Raw genomic sequence first — 16,497 nt, 5'->3', positions numbered from 1 at the left:
CCCCCCCGCTGCCCCCCCCCCCCCCCCCCCCCCCCCCCCGCCCCCCCCCCCCCGCCGCGCCCCCCCCCGCCCCCCCCCCCCGGGGGGGGCCCCCCCCCCGGGGGGGGCCCCCCCCCCGCCCCCCCCCCCCCCCCCCCCCCCCCCCCCCCCACAAAAATATTTCACCAAAATATTTTTCCCCCCCCCCGCCCGCCCCCCCCCCCCCCCCCCCCCGTCATCATTTGACGCATGCGCGCATGTCTCGCTTGCGTATGCGCATGCCCTGCTTGAACCGCTCCGCGCCTCGACTACGTCCGGGAGGATTGCAACGAATTGAGGAGCACAGGATGCGCATCTTTGTTGCGGGCGCGACCGGCGCGGTCGGTCAGTATCTTGTTCCGGCGCTGGTCGCCGCGGGTCATTCCGTGATCGGCACGACACGGAGTGCGGCAAAAACAGAGCTTGTGCGGCGATTGGGTGCGGAGCCGGTCGTGGCCGACGGCCTCGATGCCGGCAGCATGCGGGCTGCGCTGATTGCGGCAAAGCCCGACGCAGTCGTCCATCAGATGACAGATCTCGCGGCCGCCACGGACCTCCGGCATTTCGATCGGGCCTTCGCGCGAACCAACGAGCTTCGCACCCGCGGAACCGACATTCTGCTGAATGCCGCACGCGAGGCCGGCGCCAGGCGCTTCATCGCGCAAAGCTTCTGCGGCTGGACCTTCAGTCGCGCCGGGGGAACGGTGAAGACCGAGACCGATGAGCTGGACTCGAATCCGCCGCGAGAGCTGCGACGCACGCTTGAGGCAATCCGTTATCTGGAGCGAAGCGTCACCGCTTCGACGACGCCGGAGGGCATCGTGCTGCGCTATGGATTCTTCTATGGACCTGACACCGGCACGCTCTCGCCGGCGATGATCGACCAACTGCGCCACCGGCGTGTGCCGGTGATCGGCGATGGCGGCGGCACGTGGTCGTTCATTCACACCGAAGATGCCGCCTCTGCCACGCGTGCCGCGCTCGAACGCGGGCGCGCCGGCAGCATCTACAATATCGTCGACGATCATCCGGCGCAGGTGAAGGATTGGTTGCCCGCGCTGGCCGAACTCCTCGGTGCCAAGCCGCCGCGTCACATTCCCGCCTGGCTCGGCCGCCTGCTTGCGGGCGAGCATATGGTGGCGATGATGACGGAGGTGCGTGGAGCCTCAAACGGCAAGGCCAAGCGCGAGCTCGGCTGGCTGCCGGCGCATGCTTCCTGGCGCGACGGCTTTGCCGACGCGGCACGGCAGCCCACCAGCCACCGCTCGGCGGCCTGAGGCTTCAGGCCAGCTTCCGCGGCAGCTCGCCGCCCTTGGTGAAGGCGTCGATCGCCTCGACCATCTGGCCGTAATGGATGCGCAAGCCGTCCTCGGTGGCGTAGCCGAGATGCGGCGTCAGCACGAGATTGTCGAGCTTGCGGAAGGGATGGTCCGTCGGCAGCGGCTCGACCGAGAACACGTCGATGCCGGCGCCTGCAATCCTCTTCTGCTGCAACGCCTCGAGCAGCGCCTGCTCGTCCACGATCGGCCCGCGCGCGGTGTTGACGAGGAAGGCCGTCGGCTTCATCCGCGCGAGATCGGCAGCCCCGACCAGCCCACGCGAGCGCTCGCTCAGCACCACATGGATGCTGACGATATCGGCCTTGGCGAACAGCTCCTCCTTGGTGGCGTAGCCGACGCCGGCGTCCTTGCACTTCTCCGGGGTCAGGTTCGGGCTCCAGGCGATCACGTTCATTCCGAACGCCTTCGCAATGCCCGCCATCTTGCTGCCGAGCTTGCCAAGCCCGACGACGCCGAGCGTCAATCCTTCGATCTCGACACCGGCAAAGGCCTGCCAGGGCTCGCCCGCATGCATGCGCGCGTTCTCGCGGCCGATGCCGCGGGTCAATTCCAGGATCAGGCCCATGGCGAGGGGCGCGGTCGGATCGCGTGAATATTGCGTGCCGCCGATGATGACGCCACGCGCCTTGGCGGCCTCCATGTCGATCGAGGCGTTGCGCATGCCTGAGGTCAGCAGCAGCTTCAGCTTCGGCAGGCTCTCGAACAGGCTCTTTGGGAACGCGGTGCGTTCGCGCATCGCGCAGACGATCTCGAAGTCGGCCAGCGCGCTCGCCGCAGCCTGCTCGGAGGCGAAGGGATGGCTGAACACGGTGACGTCGATGCGGTCGGACAGGCTTTGCCAATCCGCGACGTCGAGGGCGAGGTTGAAATAGTCGTCGAGAATTGCACAGCGCAGCCGCGTCATCAGCGTTCTTCCATGGCGAGAGGTGGAACCAGGCCATGGTTGCGCGCAATCAGGACCGTGCGCAAGCCGTTCGCGTCTTCAAAAATCCGACAGGTGATAAAGGCTCAGAGGTCGCGGGGCTTGAGCCGGAACGGCGCATTCATGCCGTGCTTGGCGCGCCAGGCGGGGCCGGGGCCGCGCATGTAATGCAGTTCGGGCCGGTACGGGTTGAAAGCGGTGGCAAAGAAGCGCTTCCAGAAGCCCTTGATCTCCGAGGCAAATGCGGAGGCGCTGCCGGCTTCCGCCGGAACGGGAAGGGAATGGGTCTCGATCATGGCCATGACGCTGTCTCGCTGTGCTCCCGTTCATTCTGAGCGGGTGGCGCTGTTTCCGCGCGAAACCGAGCTTTGGCCTGATTTATTAAAAGATGGTTTCAATTGTCCGGATCGGCGGCGGGATGGTGTCCGGCCCGTATTCATCCGTGGTGAACGGAGGGAAAACATTGCCCTTTGGGGGCGGGATCGCTACATCGGCGGCAAGCAAATTTCCTCAAATCGAAGGTTTTCGGGACCGATGGCGCGCCAGTTCATCTATTTCATGCAGGGCCTGACCAAGAGCTACCCGACCCGGAAGGTGCTCGACAACATCCATCTGAGCTTCTACCCGGACGCCAAGATCGGCGTGCTCGGTGTCAACGGCTCGGGCAAGTCGACGCTGCTCAAGATCATGGCCGGCCTCGACAAGGAGTATAACGGCGAGGCCTGGGTCGCCCAGGGCGCCCGCGTCGGCTATCTCGAGCAGGAGCCGCATCTCGATCCATCATTGAGCGTGCGCGAGAACGTCATGCTGGGCGTCGCCAAGCAGAAGGCTATCCTCGATCGCTACAACGAACTGGCGATGAACTACTCCGAGGAGACCGCCGACGAGATGACCAAGCTGCAGGACGAGATCGAGGCCCAGGGCCTCTGGGATCTCGACAGCAAGGTCGACCAGGCCATGGACGCGCTGCGCTGTCCGCCCGATGATGCCGACGTGTCGAAACTCTCTGGCGGTGAGCGCCGCCGCGTCGCGCTGTGCAAGCTGCTGCTCGACCAGCCCGAGCTCCTACTGCTTGACGAACCGACCAACCATCTCGACGCAGAGTCGGTGTCGTGGCTGGAAGGCCATCTGCGCAACTATCCCGGCGCGATCCTGATCGTCACCCATGACCGCTACTTCCTCGACAACGTCACGAGCTGGATCCTCGAGCTCGATCGCGGCAAGGGCATCCCCTACGAGGGCAATTACTCGTCCTGGCTGCAGCAGAAGCAGAAGCGGCTCGAGCAGGAGGGCCGCGAGGACGCTGCGCATCAGAAGACGCTGGCCCGCGAGCAGGAATGGATCGCGTCCTCGCCGAAAGCCCGCCAGGCCAAATCCAAGGCGCGCTATCAGCGCTATGACGAACTGCTGAAGCAGGCGAGCGAAAAGCAGACACAGACCGCGCAGATCACGATTCCGGTGGCCGAGCGCCTAGGTCAGAACGTGGTCGACTTCGAAGGGCTCAGCAAAGGTTTCGGCGATCGCATGCTGATCGACGATCTCACTTTCAAGCTGCCGCCCGGCGGTATCGTCGGCGTGATCGGCGCCAACGGCGCCGGCAAGACCACGCTGTTCAGGATGATCACAAAGCAGGAACAGCCGGACAAGGGCACCATCACGGTCGGGGAGAGCGTTCATCTCGGTTACGTCGACCAGTCGCGCGACGCGCTCGACGGCAGCAAGAATGTGTGGGAGGAGATCTCCGGCGGCAACGAGCTGATCCTGCTCGGCAAGAGGGAAGTCAATTCACGCGGCTATTGTTCGTCGTTCAACTTCAAGGGCGCCGACCAGCAGAAGAAAGTCGGCGCGCTTTCCGGCGGCGAACGCAACCGCGTGCACCTTGCGAAAATGCTGAAATCCGGCGCCAACGTTCTGCTGCTCGACGAGCCGACCAACGACCTCGACGTCGACACGCTGCGTGCGCTCGAAGAGGCGCTGGAGGATTTCGCCGGCTGCGCCGTCATCATCAGCCATGATCGCTGGTTCCTCGACCGCATCGCGACCCACATCCTGGCCTTCGAAGGCGACAGCCATGTGGAATGGTTCGAGGGCAACTTCCAGGACTACGAGAAGGACAAGATGCGCCGGCTCGGCCAGGACAGCATCATTCCGCATCGCGTGAAGTACAAGAAGCTGACGCGGTGATCTCGGCATGATGCGGCGGGCGCTCATAGCGGCGGTGATCGCTATCACCTGCGGCCTGTCGCCCGCCCGCGCCGCCGACGCCGCCTTTACGCAGTTCATCGCCTCGCTCTGGCCGGAGGCGGAGGCCGCCGGCGTGTCGCGCGCGACGTTCGAGCGAGAGACGCGCGGCCTCGAGCCGGATTACAAGCTGCCGGATCTGATCCTGCCGGGGCGGCCAGCGACCGGTGCGCCGTCGCAGGCTGAGTTCGTGCAGGTGCCGGCAGACTATGTCAGGGAAGCCTCGATCGCGCGGCTCGCCGCCGAGGGGCAGCGGCTGCTGCAAAAATACCGTTCCGCGCTGACAGAGATCGAGAAAAGCTCCGGCGTGCCGGCAACCGTCATGCTGGCGATCTGGGGCCGCGAGACCGACTACGGCCGCTACACGTTGCCTTACGATCTCGTGCGCGTGCTGGCGACGCAGGCCTATGTCGGCCGCCGCAAGGACACCTACCGCAACGAGTTCATCCTCTCGCTGAAGATTCTCGGCGACGGTGTGGTGACACGCAAGGACATGCGCTCGTCCTGGGCCGGTGCGACCGGGCTCACGCAGTTCCTGCCGTCCGAATATTACAAGCACGGCGTCGATTTCGACCACGACGGCCGCATCGACATCTGGCATTCGGTGCCGGATGCGCTGGCCTCCGCCGCGCAGCAGCTCGTCAACAAGGGCTGGCAGAGCGGCGTACGCTGGGCTTACGAGGTGCAGGCACCGGCCAAGGTCGATTGCACCGCCAGCGTGCCCGAGGTGACGAAGCCGATCGGCCAGTGGCTGCGCGAAGGCTTCGTGCCGGTGCGTGGACAAAGGCTCACTGCCGCCGAGCAGGCACAGTCGGCCTCGCTGTTGCAGCCGGAAGGCATCTACGGCCCGTCCTTCCTGACCACGAAGAACTACTTCGTCATCAAGGAATACAATTTCTCCGATCTCTACGTGCTGTTCGTTGGCCATCTCGCCGACCGCATGACGAGCCCGCAGCCGTTCGCGACGCCGTGGTCTGCCTCGAAGCAATTGCGGACCAGGGACGTCGAGGCGATGCAGCGGGGGCTCACGCGCGTCGGGCTCTACAAGGACAAGATCGACGGCAAGGCCGGCATGCAGACGCGCGCTGCGCTCGGCGCCTACCAGAAGTCGGCAGGCCTCAAGGTCGATTGCTGGCCGAGCGAAGAGGTGCTGCACTCGATCCAGGCGGCACGATAGCGAGCCGCAGCTCTTCGCCAAAGAAAAAGCCCGGCCGAGGTGCTCGGCCGGGCTTCGATCGCGGCGCTCATGAGCGCCGTGCGATCAGATCAGTAGCAAACGCGAACCGGGCGGACGGTCCAGCCGTAGCCGTCCCAGTAGCGCTGGCGCTGCCAATAGCAGGGCGGCGGCGGCGGGCCGGGCTCGGCCACGTAAACCGGTCCACCATAGGCGGGACGGCTCGATGCGATGGCGCCGCCGACGATCGCGCCGCCGATCAGGCCGGCTGCGATGCCGACGCCGACGCCGTCATGGGCCTGGGCGGACGGCGTGGCGGTCACCAGCGAACCGGCGATCGTCGCAACCGTAAGGGCGGCAACTAAAGTCTTCTTCATACTCTTGGCTCTCCTGAGAGATGGATGCTCCTTGTTAGGAGCCCCCGGGGTTCAAAGGTTCACGCAGACTCTGATGGAATTGGCCTTGCAGCTAGGAAGCGCGCAAATGGTCAATCCGCAGTAAACGCACACGGAGCTGTGACGAGAAAAAGCGGTCTTTTTCAGGCCCCTAGATGAACGGCGCATCTGGAATGAACCGGCTTGGGGCGACTTCAGCCACAGACTCTGGCGCGGCGGACGCGCCAGGCATAACCGTCCCAGAAGCGCTGCTTCTGCCAGACGCAGCCGTTGCCGTAATAGTCGTCGGCGACGTAGCCCGGGCCCGGCGCGTAGTAGCGCGGCGGATAGTAGCCCGGGCTATATCCCGGACCATATGCGTAGCCGGGGCCAGGGCCGGGCCCGTAATAGTACGGAGAGGCCAGCGCCCCACCGACAATGGCGCCGCCGATGATGCCGGCGGCCACGCCCGCGGCAACGCCGCGTTGCGCCTGGGCTGGTGTAGCGGCGCTAAGGGCCACAGCGGCGACGGCAGCGATTGCCAGGAGCGACTTCTTCATGGACTGACCTTTCGAGCAAAACACGCGGGAACTCTTTGGGGGTAAAGTTCCATATTTCGATTGAATGATCAATGAACGGCACCTTTGCCGCGGACGACCAATTAACATGGACCGCAGCCCAGCCAGGGGAGGGCGATGATGGGTAACGCGATGATAAATGCATTGATCGCTGCCGGGATCGTCTCCGCGATCGGCTACGGCTGGATCACCCATCTCCAGAACCGCGGCCAGCGGCGCTCCCGCGCCGGGGCCACCGGCAATAGCGATGGCGACACCTCCACGGGCACGAGCGACGGCTTCTCTTGGGGGAGCTGGTTTTCCAGCGATAGTTCCGGCAGCTCGACCGACGGCGGCAGCTGTTCCAGCAGCGATAGCGGCAGTAGTGGCGGAGATTGCGGTGGCGGCGGCGATGGTGGAGGCGGCGGCGGCGACTAGATCCGCCGCAATCTTGATCCAGCGCAAAGCTCTATTTTAGAGCCGTTCTAGGCTGTTTCCGGGCTAGTTTGGAATAGCTTCAAATTCCGCTTTTTCCTTTTGCATCCGGCCGGCCCCTTAAATATCGATGATGGCGCATCACCAAAGGGCCTGCCGCTTCCATGATCGTTTGTTCCTGTAACGTGCTGAGCGATGACGACATCCGCGCCGCCGTCGCCGAGTCCGACGACGCCTTGCGCCATGCCAAGCAGGTCTATGGATGTCTCGGCTGTAGCGCCGAATGCGGCCGCTGCGCCCGGACGATCAAGACCATTATCGACGAAGCGCTTGGCCCCTGTGCCTCCTCCTGCTGCTCCGGCTGCCCGCACAACGACACTGTGGCGGCCAATGACGAGACGGCCCAGCCGGCCGAGTTCGCCCTCGCGGCCTGCTGAAATCTTCCGCCACCCTGACTGAGCTTTTCCCCGGCTGCGTCCCCGTAGCCGGTTGCTCCAGTCTTCGAACTCATTTAGAAGCGTTCTAAATTCGGTTTACGGCCGATTTGGACTGCAAGAGCTGGAGTGAACCATGCAGGGCGACGCAAAAGTTATCGATTATCTCAACAAGGCACTGCGTCACGAGCTGACTGCGATCAACCAGTACTGGCTCCACTACCGCTTCCTCGACAATTGGGGCCTGCGGGACATGTCCAAGGTCTGGCGCAAGGAGTCCATCGAGGAGATGGAGCACGCCGACAAGCTCACGGAGCGGATCCTGTTCTTCGACGGCTTCCCGAACATGCAGGTGCTCGATCCCTTGCGTATCGGCCAGAACGTCAAGGAGATCATCGAGTGCGATCTCGCCGCCGAGATGAGCGCGCGGGCGCTCTACCAGGAAGCGGCGGCCTACTGCCACAGCGTCAAGGACTACGTAACGCGCGACCTGTTCGAGAAGCTGATGAGCGACGAGGAGCACCACATCGACTTCCTCGAGACCCAGCTCGACCTGATCGGCCGCATCGGCCTCGAGCTCTATACTCAGAAGCACGTTGGCGGGCTCGAGGGCGAGGGACATTAGGTCCCTTACTCCGCACTCTCCATTCGTCATGGCCGGGCTTGTCCCGGCCATCCACGTGCTACCCCGCAACGAAAACGTGGATGCCCGGGACAAGCCCGGGCATGACGCCCGTGTGCGGTTCGAAAGCCCGGCTTATAGCTGCGTCTTGTAGAGCGCTTCCACCACGTCCTGACTCTGCGGCTCACCAAGGCCGGTCTGCTCGTGGACCACTTCGACGATGCTCGGCATCACCGAGCGCGGCACCTTCTCGGATGACCACAGCTTCGAGCGCATCAGGGCCTTGCCGCAGTGGAAATAGACTTCGCTGACGGCGACGTTCAGCACCGCGCGCGGCGACTTGCCAAACTCAACCATCGAGGCGAGCAGGTCCGGATCGGCGGACAGCGTGCCGCGGCCGCCGACGCGCAGCGTCTCGTCGATGCCGGGTACGAAGAACAACAGATGCACGAAGCCCGAGCCCTCGACCACATTTCGAAAACTGTCGATCCGGTTGTTGCCGGAGCGATCAGGCATCAGCAGCTGGCTGGGGCCGGCGACGTGGACGAAGCCAGTGCCGCCGCCGCGTGGTGAGGCATCGACGCTGCCGTCCGCTCCCGATGTCGCGAGCACGCAGAACGGCGACATCTCGATGAATTTCTTCGCATGCGTGTCGATTGCGGGGCGCGCTTTCGCGATCACGCGCGGGCTCGGCTGGGCATAGATCGTGGCGAGGTCTTCGGCGCAAAGATCAGTCACGAAGGTCTCCCTGATTGAATGCCTGAGAATATCATCTCCCGGCCCGATCGCTATGCCCCTTGTCGCGCCGCCACGGCCACTCGATCACGCCGGCGCAGTACGGAGCCCACCAGATCAGGACCGGCTGAAGCGCCAGCCGCGGCCCGTGATGGAGCCAGCTGTCGGGGATGGGTCGAAGGTCGATGCCTCCAGGCATGCTTGATGTTTTGCGGCCCACAGGCCAAGCGCATAGAGAGCGAGCGCGCGTTCTGTCGGTTGCAGGAGCCATCGGTCGACCTAGCACGCGCGGCGTCGAGGCGCTATCGCGCTACACCGCATCCGCCGGCACAAAGCAACTGATGATGATGGCGCCGCGGTGATGGACGTACCACACCACGGCCTGGCCGACCGGATTGCCGCGGTCGCGGATGATGGCGCGCTCGGGCACCTCGATCCACTGTCCCTCGATCGGCACCCAATAGGCGCCGCTGCGCACGTCGTACTCCGTGCGATGGCCGTCGGAGACGTCGCAGCAGGGCACGCCGTTCGGTGCGATCACGCTCTTGAACCAGGCGCGGATGTCGGGCGGGACGTGATCATATTGCCCATTGTCGAACGCGAACGCGGCGCTTGTCAGCGCGGCCAACCAAACGCACAGTGCGAGCCTGTGCATGCGATCCTCCTCGTCGCGTGTCGTGCCATTGGCGCGCGATGGTCCCGCGCGTCGATTCGGACATCGATGCGATTAAGCCCGAGCAGCCGGCGTAATGCATGCTCAAATAATATGCGGCCTCGACGGCCGTTGATGCGATGCAAAATCAGCGGCGCGCAGATTCAATCGTTTGCTGCGGCGCGGCTTGCAGAAACTGGCGGACCTGCTCGCTGTAGAATTTTGCGTTCCCGGTGGTGCCGTGGCCGCGCGTCTCGGTGCTGGCCGGGATGAGATACAGTTTGCCGTTCTTGACCCGCGTCATCGCAGCGTCCGTGATGCCGGTCTCCGGCGGGTTGCGCTCGTCATCGGCGGAATTGATCAGCAGCAGCGACGCTTCGATGGCCTCGAGCTTCTCGCCGGCATTGTAGTCATGCGAGGACTCCCACTGGTAGACGAAGTCGTTGGCATCTGCCGCGATCGGCATGGCTAGCCGCTCGTCGACGATCTTGTCGGCCTTGGCCGCCGTCGGCGCCTGCGATTGATAGGCCAGCGTTCCGCCGATGCTCGCGATGCCGTAGGCGGTGATGGCGTATTTCATCATGCGCGGCTGGCCGGTATAATTGCCGCCATTGTAGTCGGGGTCGCTGCGGATGGTGTCGAGCATGATCCGCCGCAGCATCCAGTTGCGTGACGCCATTTCGGTCGGCTGCGAGGCCATCGGGATCAGCGCGTCCATCGCCTTCGGGTATTTCTCGCCCCACAGCCAGGTGTGCATGCCGCCCATCGAATTGCCGATGACGAGCCGCAGATGCTTGACCCCGAGCCCTTCCGTCACCAGGCGGTACTGGGCCTCGACCATGTCGTCGTAATCGTATTTCGGGAAGCTCGTCTTCATCCCGTCGGATGGTTTTGACGATTTGCCATGGCCGATATTGTCGGGGATGATGATGTAATATTTGGAGGCATCGAGTGGCTGCCCCGCGCCAAACAGCTCGCCGGCAAAGGCTGATGACAGCATGCTCGCGCCCGAGCCGCCGGTGCCGTGCAGCACCAGGACCGGCTGGCCGCTCGGCTCACCCACGGTGGTGTAGTGCAGCTTCAGCTCCGGCATGGTCTCGCCCGTGTGGAACTTGAAATCCCTGGCGATCCAGTCGCCCTGCTTCGGCGCTGGATAATCGGTCGCCCATGCGGATGTCGAGATGCTCGACAAAGCGACGGACAACAGGATGGCTGATAGCGCCGCGCAAGAAGCTTTCATGCTATTTCCCCCGTGCGGCTCTAGTCGGCGGCCGCGTTGCGGCGGAACTTAGCAGAACTGTCCGGAAGGATGTAGGATTTCGTTTTCGCCGGTCGTCCTCGAGGGAAAGGTCAGGAGAGACTGCATGTGCCGCAACATCAAGACGCTGTTCAACTTCGAGCCGGAGGCGACGGAGGATGAGATCCACGCCAGCGCGCTCCAGTTCGTTCGAAAACTGTCCGGCTTCAACAGACCGTCGCAAGCCAACGAGGTGGCCTTCGACCGTGCGGTGGCGGAGGTCTCGGAGGCTGCGCGAAAGCTCCTGACGTCGCTGCATACCCATGCGCCGGCGCGCGACCGTGAGGTCGAGGCGGAAAAGGCCAAGGAACGTTCGCGGCTGCGGTTCGGCTAGGCGGCTCGACGGTCCGTTTCCGTGACCTGGCTCACGGTGAAGGTGGTCGCAACGCGCGATGATGTTTACCGGGCTTTTGACACCCGGGAGCACCACCATGACCCGCCCTCTTCTTCCACTGAAAGCAGGCGCTATCGTTTTTACGCTGCTGTGGACCGCGTGGATGACGTGGTGGAGCGGCTCGTTCTCGAGCGCAAGCGTCGTGATCCTGGCCTTGTGCGGCGCGGCGGTCGGCTATCTCTGGTACCGCGCCATGCGCTGGCAGTTCGAGCGCATGGGCATGCTGCCGCGACGCGAGAACGGGACGAAATAGATTCGTCTGTCAGTCCTTGTGGCCGTGCTTCTTCCTTTTCTTCTTTTTCCTGTGATTGTCGTCTTCGCTGCCGTCATCCTCATCGCCGAAGGGCGCGTCGTCGGTTTCCTGCACGGCGGCTTCCAGAGCGTCGCGCTCGGCGGCTTCGCGCTCGCGCTGGCGGCGGCGCTCGTCCCAGGCGTCGAACAGCTGATCGAGCCACGGCAGCACCTGCTCGATTGACGGCAATGGGCCGGGCGGCCCCGGTTCGCCGCGCGGGCCTTGCGGCCCCGCCGGCCCTTGCGGTCCGACGGGTCCCTCTGCACCGGCCGCCCCGCGCGGTCCGGCTTCGCCCTGCTTGCCTTGCGGACCGGGCTTGCCCAGCGGTCCGGCCTTTCCGATCGGACCCGGCTTGCCCTGCGGACCCGGCTTGCCACGCGCCCCATCGGGCCCGCGCTTGCCTGGATGACCCTGCGGTCCCGGCCGCCCCGGTTCGCCCTGCCGTCCGCGCGGTCCCTGAGGTCCCTGTCGTTTTTGTTCGTCTGCCACGCCGCTGCTCCCTTGACCGGAAGCAAGCTAATTAGCGGCGTTTGACGACAGCGGCAATTCCGCCGGGCTCGCGCCTGGGCATGATCAACACCAATCGGTGGCACGTCGCGCGCTAGTCGTGATAGGCGGGGACCTCGATGCCGGAGGCGGCGTAGAGCCTGATCTTGTTGCGCAGCGTGCGCACCGAGAGGCCGAGCACGCGCGACGCGCGCGTGCGATTGCCGTCGCAGCGGGCGAGCGTCTGCAGCACGAGCTCACGCTCGACCTCGTCGACGGTCGCGCCGATCAGCAGCGGAACGATCTGGTTCGGTGAAAGGACATACGCGCCCGGCTCGGACGCAGCGACATGAACAGTGGTCATCGACTCACTCCCCGATCAACGCCCGCTCCCGTCTTTGGAAGCGGATCGAGAACAAACGACCCCCAAGCCGTAGATCTACGGTGGGCGGGTTTGGTTAACGAAACGTTAACCGCGGGCGATCGCACGAATTGACCTTGGGAATGCCGCCGCACCGCCGCGATTGGCACGGATTGCATATTCCTGCGAGCATACCCCGCATTGCAAGGCAGGCATCATCTCGCTCACACCGTCCGGTATCCGCCATCCACCATCACGATCGTTCCTGTGACGTAGGCCGACATGTCCGACGCAAGGAAGATCGCCGGACCCACGATGTCCTCGGGCTTGCCGGTGCGCGCCAGCGGGGTGTGATCGACGAAGGCCTGCACCAGCGCCGGATTGGTCGCGCGCACATTGGCGTTGATGTTGGTCTCGATGAAGCCGGGCCCGATCGCATTGACGCGCACGCCCTCCTTGCCGAGCTCCACCGCGAGCGCCTTCGTAAAGCCGAGCACGCCGTGTTTCGAGGTGGTGTAGGCCGCCGAACTCGGCGTGCGCAGATGCACGAAGGACTGGATCGAGCCGATATTGACGATGCGGCCCTTGGCTGCACGCAATGGGCTGAGGAATGCCTGCGTCATGTTGAAGACGCCGTTGAGGTTGAGCGAGATGATATCGTTCCAGTCCTTCGCCACCGTCTCCGGCTCCGCGGTGAAGGCGTTGCGGCGGGTGATGCCGGCATTGTTGACGAGGATCGAGACCTGCCCGACCTTGTCGGCGACCTGCTTGGCGAGCGCAAAGCAGTCGTCACGCTTGGTCACATCCAGCGCAAAGCTCTCGGCCTTGCCGCCGGACTTGCGGATCTCCTCGGCGGCTTCCGCGACCGTGTCGGCATTGACGTCGAGCAGCACCACCTGCGCGCCCTCGCGGGCATAGCCGGAAGCGATGGCCCGGCCGATGCCCGAACCGGCGCCCGTGACGATTGCGATGTGGTTCGCGAGCAACGCCATGACAATTTCCTCCCGATTTCTTCTCGAAGTTTCATGAAAGGCTAACTCGAAATTAAGGGGTCGGAAACGGCGGCCTTGGCATACTGGTGTTGATTGCTAAACGTTGCGCGCATGATGGAACGGCTTGAATCCTGGAAACTCGCACTCGAACGCCTGCGGTCGGCGGACGGCGCCGATTGGGCCGAGGCGGGCCGTCTCGTGGCCGAGATCTCGCGGATGAGCACCGATACCATGCTGCGTCAGGCTGCCGAGCAGGCGCTTCCAGTGCTGCGCCAGGCCGTGGACAATGACGATCACAGCGTCACGCTGGCGGCCCGCCGCCGTCTCGGCGTGGTGCTCGATGTCGTTCACGACCTGACCGCGCCGCGCTTCGGCCGCCGCAATGCTGCGCCGAAAAAATTGTCCAGCGAGGACCGCGCCCGCAAGGTGCTCGGCCTGCCGCTCGGGGTGCAGCTCACCTGCGAGGACATCAACCAGGCCTATCGCCGCGCCGCCAAGGGCATGCACCCCGACCAGGGCGGCAGCGCGCAAGCATTTATCGACCTTGCCGCAGCGCGCGACATCCTGATCCATCCCCGCGCCTACAAGGACGCGTGAGAGCTCAGCTCTTGTTCACGCAGCTCGGATAGGGCGCGGCTTCGCCTGCTACGATCGGACAGAGCTCGATCGGGCTGAGCGCGCGCAAACGCGCCTGCCAGCGGTCGTCGTTCACCGGCGGCTCGTCGGTTTCGGGGCCGCGCTCGGCCCATTGGATCGTGTAATAGTCGCTCGTGCCCTTCAGCGTGACCAGGAGTGCGGTCTCGCTGTGCCGCGTCGGGCCGCTGTCGATGCGGCCGCAGCCGATCACGGCGACGAAACCTTCGAAGCGGCCGAATGTGCTGGCGCCGAGCGGCCTTGCCGCGAAGCTGTCGGGACAGGCGGATTTGAAACCGCCTGCGATCGAGCCCGCGAACTTCTCCGGCGATGAACCTGGAGTGAGCGTCATGCCCTTCTCGCCGGTCACGGTGATCATCTCGCTCCAGCGTTCAGGCGTCTCGCCCTTCAGCACGGCCTCGCGGATGTAGTGGTCGCCCTTGGTGTTCTCGAACACCGCGGAAAAATTCGAAGGCATCGCGAAGCTGACAAGCTGGCCGAAGACCGGCGAGATCACGCGAAAGGATTGCGGGGCCTGCGCGTACGCCGTTGCGGCGAGCAGGAGCGATGCGGCGAAAATCATTGCTGTCGTCGGCGCGCGCATCGATTGGCTCCAAAGCCGCGAGGTGAAAAACAAGCGGGCAAAAACAAGCGGGCAAGGATGGTGGTTGGCGCGGGACGCTTGGGGGTGCGCCCCGGAAAGATGTGAGTAGGTCCGCCAACCGGCCAGGTTCAAAGCGGGTGCGCGGAAAATGCGCGATGTCGGCCGAAAACCAGTGGCCCGTCCAAAAGAAAGGGCGGACCGCTTGCGCGATCCGCCCTTTGAAATCCGATCTGTCGCCTCACGCCTAGAGCGTGCAGCGGCGCTCCCCGCGCAGCTTGATCTGGAGCTCCGAGGCGGCGGTGAAGGTCGGGAGCGGCTTGCTGACGACCTTGTAGGTCGACACGCCCCACTGGAACGGCTTGTACTTGAGGTCTTCGTTCCAGACCTGGCAGATGCCGGTGTTGTCCCAGCGGATCACGTAATAGCCGACCGCCGCGGACGCCGGCACGGCGAACACGGAGGTGGCGATGCCGGCAACGGCACAAAGGGCGAGAACGCGACGCATGAAATATCTCCTGATGGGAACGTGAGGCAAAACTGGTGCGGCAAAATGGTGCGGCTGGCAAGCGGGGCGGCGACCGTTCACGGATATGTCAGCCGTTCGTCGGCTGTTCGAACGACCCTTATCCCTTGACTGTCGCTTGACGATCACTCGTCTAGCCCTTGGCCAGCGACGCCACCGCCTCGATCTCGATCAGCATCTTCGGATCGGGCAGTGCGTGGACCACGCAGGTGGTGCGGGCGGGGTAAGGCGGCGGGCCGAAAGCGCCGGCGTAGAGCGCGTTCATGGCGGCGACGTCGGAGGCGCGGGTCAGCAGCACGTTGACCTTGACGAGATCGCGGATCTCGGCGCCGGCCTCCGCCAGCACGCGCTTGATGTTGACGACGACGTTGGCGAACTGCGCCTCGAAGGCGTCGGGCAGCGCGCCGTTCGCGTCGAAGCCGGGAATGCCGGAGACGAACAGGAGATCGCCGGCGCGCGTCGCAAAGGACAGCGGCGGCGCTTTGACGTGCGGCGGGGGCGCGAAATGCTGGATCGGCATGGGATCACCTCGGATGCAGGGCTGGAAGCGCAAGCGTAGCGGCAGCTCGGGGCGCCTCCAACAAAAAACGCGAAAACAACCCCATGCACAGTAGGCATCCGGCGGAAATCGTTGAGCTTTCTTTTTGACTTCGGGAAAAGCAAAATAATCGTTGCTCCGTCGGGCAAAACAGGAGCAGAATGGCATGATGGCGGGTGAGCGTCTTGTCGCGCCAAACTCCGCCGTCATGCCCCGGCTTGACCGGGGCATCCAGTACGCCGCGGCGTCGCCGTATCCCACTGCGGTCTCTGGAATACTGGATCGTCCGGTCAAGCCGGACGATGACAGTTGAATGCGCTGCCGCACCTCGCGCTCTATACCCCCATCATGTTGCCGCCGCGATGCATCGGATACATTCGCTGCGTCTGATTCGTTTCCCTCCTTGAAGAATAGCCCCGGAGACCCCCATGAAGTTCGGATCCACCCTTCGCGCCGCGCTGGTCGGCATTGCCGCGCTTGCCAGCCTCTCGACCTCGGCGTTGGCCGACGGCGGCACCGTGGTGCTGACGATCTACAAGGCGGGCTGGATCATCGGCGGGTCCGGCGGCTCCGGCGTGCTGAACTTCCGCGGTCGGGCCTATTCGCTCTCGACCGGCGGTCTCGATTACGGCCTCGTCTTCGGCGGCTCCAAGACCGTGCTGCGCGGCCGCGTCTCCAACATCAACCGGCCCTCCGACATCGCCGGCGTCTACGGCGCCGCCGGTGCGGGCATTGCAGTGGGCCGCGGCGCGCGTGCGATCGTGCTGACCAACCAGAAGGGCGCCGTGCTCGAGCTGTCCGGCACGCAGGTCGGCCTGATGGCGAATGCGGATCTCAGCGGCCTTGCGATCACGATGCGATAGGGGCGATGCC

Annotated in this window: 23 protein-coding genes; 10 read left to right on the top strand and 13 right to left on the bottom strand. The window is 64.6% G+C overall.

Features of this window, described 5'->3' with window-relative positions; translation table 11 throughout:
- Positions 1–326 precede the first annotated feature (326 nt).
- On the top strand, positions 327–1,295 hold the full coding sequence (locus tag AC0L21_RS17210; protein ID WP_473263007.1) for an NAD-dependent epimerase/dehydratase family protein: 969 nt from the start codon (positions 327–329) through the stop codon (positions 1,293–1,295).
- Between the two features lie 4 nt (positions 1,296–1,299).
- On the opposite strand, the gene AC0L21_RS17205 is transcribed toward AC0L21_RS17210, so the two are convergent.
- Both AC0L21_RS17205 and AC0L21_RS17200 read right to left on the bottom strand, forming a co-directional pair.
- Entirely contained in the window at positions 1,300–2,262 is a 963-nt protein-coding gene (locus AC0L21_RS17205; RefSeq protein WP_473263006.1) for a D-2-hydroxyacid dehydrogenase family protein, read from the bottom strand.
- 104 nt (positions 2,263–2,366) lie between these two features.
- Complete coding sequence (locus tag AC0L21_RS17200) at positions 2,367–2,582, bottom strand: hypothetical protein (protein ID WP_027519710.1); 216 nt, start codon at positions 2,580–2,582, stop codon at positions 2,367–2,369.
- Positions 2,583–2,814: 232 nt separating this feature from the next.
- On the opposite strand from AC0L21_RS17200, the gene ettA reads away from it, so the two are divergent.
- Together ettA and AC0L21_RS17190 are read left to right on the top strand one after the other, a co-directional pair.
- Positions 2,815–4,464: an energy-dependent translational throttle protein EttA gene (gene ettA, locus AC0L21_RS17195; protein ID WP_473263005.1), complete on the top strand. Its 1,650-nt coding sequence runs from the start codon at positions 2,815–2,817 to the stop codon at positions 4,462–4,464.
- Between the two features lie 7 nt (positions 4,465–4,471).
- On the top strand, positions 4,472–5,698 hold the full coding sequence (locus AC0L21_RS17190; protein ID WP_473263004.1) for a lytic murein transglycosylase: 1,227 nt from the start codon (positions 4,472–4,474) through the stop codon (positions 5,696–5,698).
- An 89-nt stretch (positions 5,699–5,787) separates the two neighbouring features.
- Here AC0L21_RS17190 and AC0L21_RS17185 read toward each other — a convergent pair whose 3' ends face one another.
- Both AC0L21_RS17185 and AC0L21_RS17180 read right to left on the bottom strand, forming a co-directional pair.
- Entirely contained in the window at positions 5,788–6,072 is a 285-nt protein-coding gene (locus tag AC0L21_RS17185; RefSeq protein ID WP_007613695.1) for a hypothetical protein, read from the bottom strand.
- Between the two features lie 212 nt (positions 6,073–6,284).
- Entirely contained in the window at positions 6,285–6,629 is a 345-nt protein-coding gene (locus tag AC0L21_RS17180) for a hypothetical protein (RefSeq protein WP_247358544.1), read from the bottom strand.
- A 135-nt stretch (positions 6,630–6,764) separates the two neighbouring features.
- On the opposite strand from AC0L21_RS17180, the gene AC0L21_RS17175 reads away from it, so the two are divergent.
- The 3 genes from AC0L21_RS17175 to bfr all read left to right on the top strand — a co-directional run bounded on the left by AC0L21_RS17175 (position 6,765) and on the right by bfr (position 8,120).
- Positions 6,765–7,064, top strand: a complete 300-nt coding sequence (locus AC0L21_RS17175) for a hypothetical protein (protein ID WP_473263003.1) — start codon at positions 6,765–6,767, stop codon at positions 7,062–7,064.
- 161 nt (positions 7,065–7,225) lie between these two features.
- Positions 7,226–7,498, top strand: coding sequence for a (2Fe-2S)-binding protein (locus AC0L21_RS17170; protein ID WP_473263002.1), 273 nt, complete (start codon positions 7,226–7,228; stop codon positions 7,496–7,498).
- Between the two features lie 133 nt (positions 7,499–7,631).
- Positions 7,632–8,120, top strand: coding sequence for a bacterioferritin (bfr, locus tag AC0L21_RS17165; protein WP_473250382.1), 489 nt, complete (start codon positions 7,632–7,634; stop codon positions 8,118–8,120).
- Positions 8,121–8,252: 132 nt separating this feature from the next.
- On the opposite strand, the gene AC0L21_RS17160 is transcribed toward bfr, so the two are convergent.
- From AC0L21_RS17160 to AC0L21_RS17150, 3 genes are all read right to left on the bottom strand, one after another.
- Entirely contained in the window at positions 8,253–8,855 is a 603-nt protein-coding gene (locus tag AC0L21_RS17160) for an MSMEG_1061 family FMN-dependent PPOX-type flavoprotein (protein ID WP_473263001.1), read from the bottom strand.
- A 307-nt stretch (positions 8,856–9,162) separates the two neighbouring features.
- Positions 9,163–9,507, bottom strand: a complete 345-nt coding sequence (locus AC0L21_RS17155; protein WP_473263000.1) for a hypothetical protein — start codon at positions 9,505–9,507, stop codon at positions 9,163–9,165.
- 145 nt (positions 9,508–9,652) lie between these two features.
- On the bottom strand, positions 9,653–10,744 hold the full coding sequence (locus AC0L21_RS17150) for an alpha/beta fold hydrolase (protein WP_473262999.1): 1,092 nt from the start codon (positions 10,742–10,744) through the stop codon (positions 9,653–9,655).
- 124 nt (positions 10,745–10,868) lie between these two features.
- On the opposite strand from AC0L21_RS17150, the gene AC0L21_RS17145 reads away from it, so the two are divergent.
- Positions 10,869–11,135, top strand: coding sequence for a DUF2277 domain-containing protein (locus AC0L21_RS17145; protein WP_473262998.1), 267 nt, complete (start codon positions 10,869–10,871; stop codon positions 11,133–11,135).
- 97 nt (positions 11,136–11,232) lie between these two features.
- The gene (locus tag AC0L21_RS17140) at positions 11,233–11,448 is read left to right on the top strand and encodes a hypothetical protein (RefSeq protein WP_473262997.1); all 216 of its coding nucleotides are present in this window, start codon (positions 11,233–11,235) and stop codon (positions 11,446–11,448) included.
- Between the two features lie 9 nt (positions 11,449–11,457).
- Here the strand turns inward: AC0L21_RS17140 and AC0L21_RS17135 are convergent, their stop codons facing one another.
- From AC0L21_RS17135 to AC0L21_RS17125, 3 genes are all read right to left on the bottom strand, one after another.
- The gene (locus AC0L21_RS17135; protein ID WP_473262996.1) at positions 11,458–11,976 is read right to left on the bottom strand and encodes a collagen-like protein; all 519 of its coding nucleotides are present in this window, start codon (positions 11,974–11,976) and stop codon (positions 11,458–11,460) included.
- Between the two features lie 112 nt (positions 11,977–12,088).
- Positions 12,089–12,337, bottom strand: coding sequence for a helix-turn-helix domain-containing protein (locus AC0L21_RS17130; protein ID WP_018454141.1), 249 nt, complete (start codon positions 12,335–12,337; stop codon positions 12,089–12,091).
- A gap of 221 nt (positions 12,338–12,558) precedes the next feature.
- Complete coding sequence (locus AC0L21_RS17125; RefSeq protein WP_473262994.1) at positions 12,559–13,326, bottom strand: SDR family NAD(P)-dependent oxidoreductase; 768 nt, start codon at positions 13,324–13,326, stop codon at positions 12,559–12,561.
- A 111-nt stretch (positions 13,327–13,437) separates the two neighbouring features.
- On the opposite strand from AC0L21_RS17125, the gene AC0L21_RS17120 reads away from it, so the two are divergent.
- On the top strand, positions 13,438–13,923 hold the full coding sequence (locus AC0L21_RS17120; RefSeq protein WP_473262993.1) for a J domain-containing protein: 486 nt from the start codon (positions 13,438–13,440) through the stop codon (positions 13,921–13,923).
- A gap of 4 nt (positions 13,924–13,927) precedes the next feature.
- On the opposite strand, the gene AC0L21_RS17115 is transcribed toward AC0L21_RS17120, so the two are convergent.
- The 3 genes from AC0L21_RS17115 to AC0L21_RS17105 all read right to left on the bottom strand — a co-directional run bounded on the left by AC0L21_RS17115 (position 13,928) and on the right by AC0L21_RS17105 (position 15,606).
- Positions 13,928–14,563: a hypothetical protein gene (locus AC0L21_RS17115; protein WP_473262991.1), complete on the bottom strand. Its 636-nt coding sequence runs from the start codon at positions 14,561–14,563 to the stop codon at positions 13,928–13,930.
- 244 nt (positions 14,564–14,807) lie between these two features.
- Positions 14,808–15,068, bottom strand: a complete 261-nt coding sequence (locus tag AC0L21_RS17110; protein WP_007600739.1) for a hypothetical protein — start codon at positions 15,066–15,068, stop codon at positions 14,808–14,810.
- Between the two features lie 151 nt (positions 15,069–15,219).
- Positions 15,220–15,606, bottom strand: a complete 387-nt coding sequence (locus tag AC0L21_RS17105) for a RidA family protein (protein WP_473262990.1) — start codon at positions 15,604–15,606, stop codon at positions 15,220–15,222.
- A 446-nt stretch (positions 15,607–16,052) separates the two neighbouring features.
- On the opposite strand from AC0L21_RS17105, the gene AC0L21_RS17100 reads away from it, so the two are divergent.
- Positions 16,053–16,487: a hypothetical protein gene (locus AC0L21_RS17100; RefSeq protein WP_473262989.1), complete on the top strand. Its 435-nt coding sequence runs from the start codon at positions 16,053–16,055 to the stop codon at positions 16,485–16,487.
- Positions 16,488–16,497: the final 10 nt, after the last annotated feature.

Source organism: Bradyrhizobium sp. WSM4873 (genome assembly GCF_055811355.1).
Note: the sequence above shows the minus strand (reverse complement) of the source record. Positions and strands in the feature narration are given on the sequence as shown.

Bases quoted from the DNA above. Each gene is read 5' to 3' on its own strand.
- AC0L21_RS17125 (WP_473262994.1), bottom strand. From the start codon at position 13,326: ATGGCGTTGCTCGCGAACCACATCGCAATCGTCACGGGCGCCGGTTCG.
- AC0L21_RS17155 (WP_473263000.1), bottom strand. From the start codon at position 9,507: ATGCACAGGCTCGCACTGTGCGTTTGGTTGGCCGCGCTGACAAGCGCC.
- AC0L21_RS17185 (WP_007613695.1), bottom strand. From the start codon at position 6,072: ATGAAGAAGACTTTAGTTGCCGCCCTTACGGTTGCGACGATCGCCGGT.
- AC0L21_RS17120 (WP_473262993.1), top strand. From the start codon at position 13,438: ATGATGGAACGGCTTGAATCCTGGAAACTCGCACTCGAACGCCTGCGG.
- AC0L21_RS17180 (WP_247358544.1), bottom strand. From the start codon at position 6,629: ATGAAGAAGTCGCTCCTGGCAATCGCTGCCGTCGCCGCTGTGGCCCTT.
- AC0L21_RS17175 (WP_473263003.1), top strand. From the start codon at position 6,765: ATGATGGGTAACGCGATGATAAATGCATTGATCGCTGCCGGGATCGTC.
- ettA (WP_473263005.1), top strand. From the start codon at position 2,815: ATGGCGCGCCAGTTCATCTATTTCATGCAGGGCCTGACCAAGAGCTAC.
- AC0L21_RS17115 (WP_473262991.1), bottom strand. From the start codon at position 14,563: ATGCGCGCGCCGACGACAGCAATGATTTTCGCCGCATCGCTCCTGCTC.
- AC0L21_RS17145 (WP_473262998.1), top strand. From the start codon at position 10,869: ATGTGCCGCAACATCAAGACGCTGTTCAACTTCGAGCCGGAGGCGACG.
- AC0L21_RS17210 (WP_473263007.1), top strand. From the start codon at position 327: ATGCGCATCTTTGTTGCGGGCGCGACCGGCGCGGTCGGTCAGTATCTT.
- AC0L21_RS17200 (WP_027519710.1), bottom strand. From the start codon at position 2,582: ATGGCCATGATCGAGACCCATTCCCTTCCCGTTCCGGCGGAAGCCGGC.
- AC0L21_RS17150 (WP_473262999.1), bottom strand. From the start codon at position 10,744: ATGAAAGCTTCTTGCGCGGCGCTATCAGCCATCCTGTTGTCCGTCGCT.
- AC0L21_RS17110 (WP_007600739.1), bottom strand. From the start codon at position 15,068: ATGCGTCGCGTTCTCGCCCTTTGTGCCGTTGCCGGCATCGCCACCTCC.
- AC0L21_RS17130 (WP_018454141.1), bottom strand. From the start codon at position 12,337: ATGACCACTGTTCATGTCGCTGCGTCCGAGCCGGGCGCGTATGTCCTT.
- AC0L21_RS17140 (WP_473262997.1), top strand. From the start codon at position 11,233: ATGACCCGCCCTCTTCTTCCACTGAAAGCAGGCGCTATCGTTTTTACG.
- AC0L21_RS17190 (WP_473263004.1), top strand. From the start codon at position 4,472: ATGATGCGGCGGGCGCTCATAGCGGCGGTGATCGCTATCACCTGCGGC.
- AC0L21_RS17100 (WP_473262989.1), top strand. From the start codon at position 16,053: ATGAAGTTCGGATCCACCCTTCGCGCCGCGCTGGTCGGCATTGCCGCG.
- AC0L21_RS17205 (WP_473263006.1), bottom strand. From the start codon at position 2,262: ATGACGCGGCTGCGCTGTGCAATTCTCGACGACTATTTCAACCTCGCC.
- bfr (WP_473250382.1), top strand. From the start codon at position 7,632: ATGCAGGGCGACGCAAAAGTTATCGATTATCTCAACAAGGCACTGCGT.
- AC0L21_RS17170 (WP_473263002.1), top strand. From the start codon at position 7,226: ATGATCGTTTGTTCCTGTAACGTGCTGAGCGATGACGACATCCGCGCC.
- AC0L21_RS17105 (WP_473262990.1), bottom strand. From the start codon at position 15,606: ATGCCGATCCAGCATTTCGCGCCCCCGCCGCACGTCAAAGCGCCGCCG.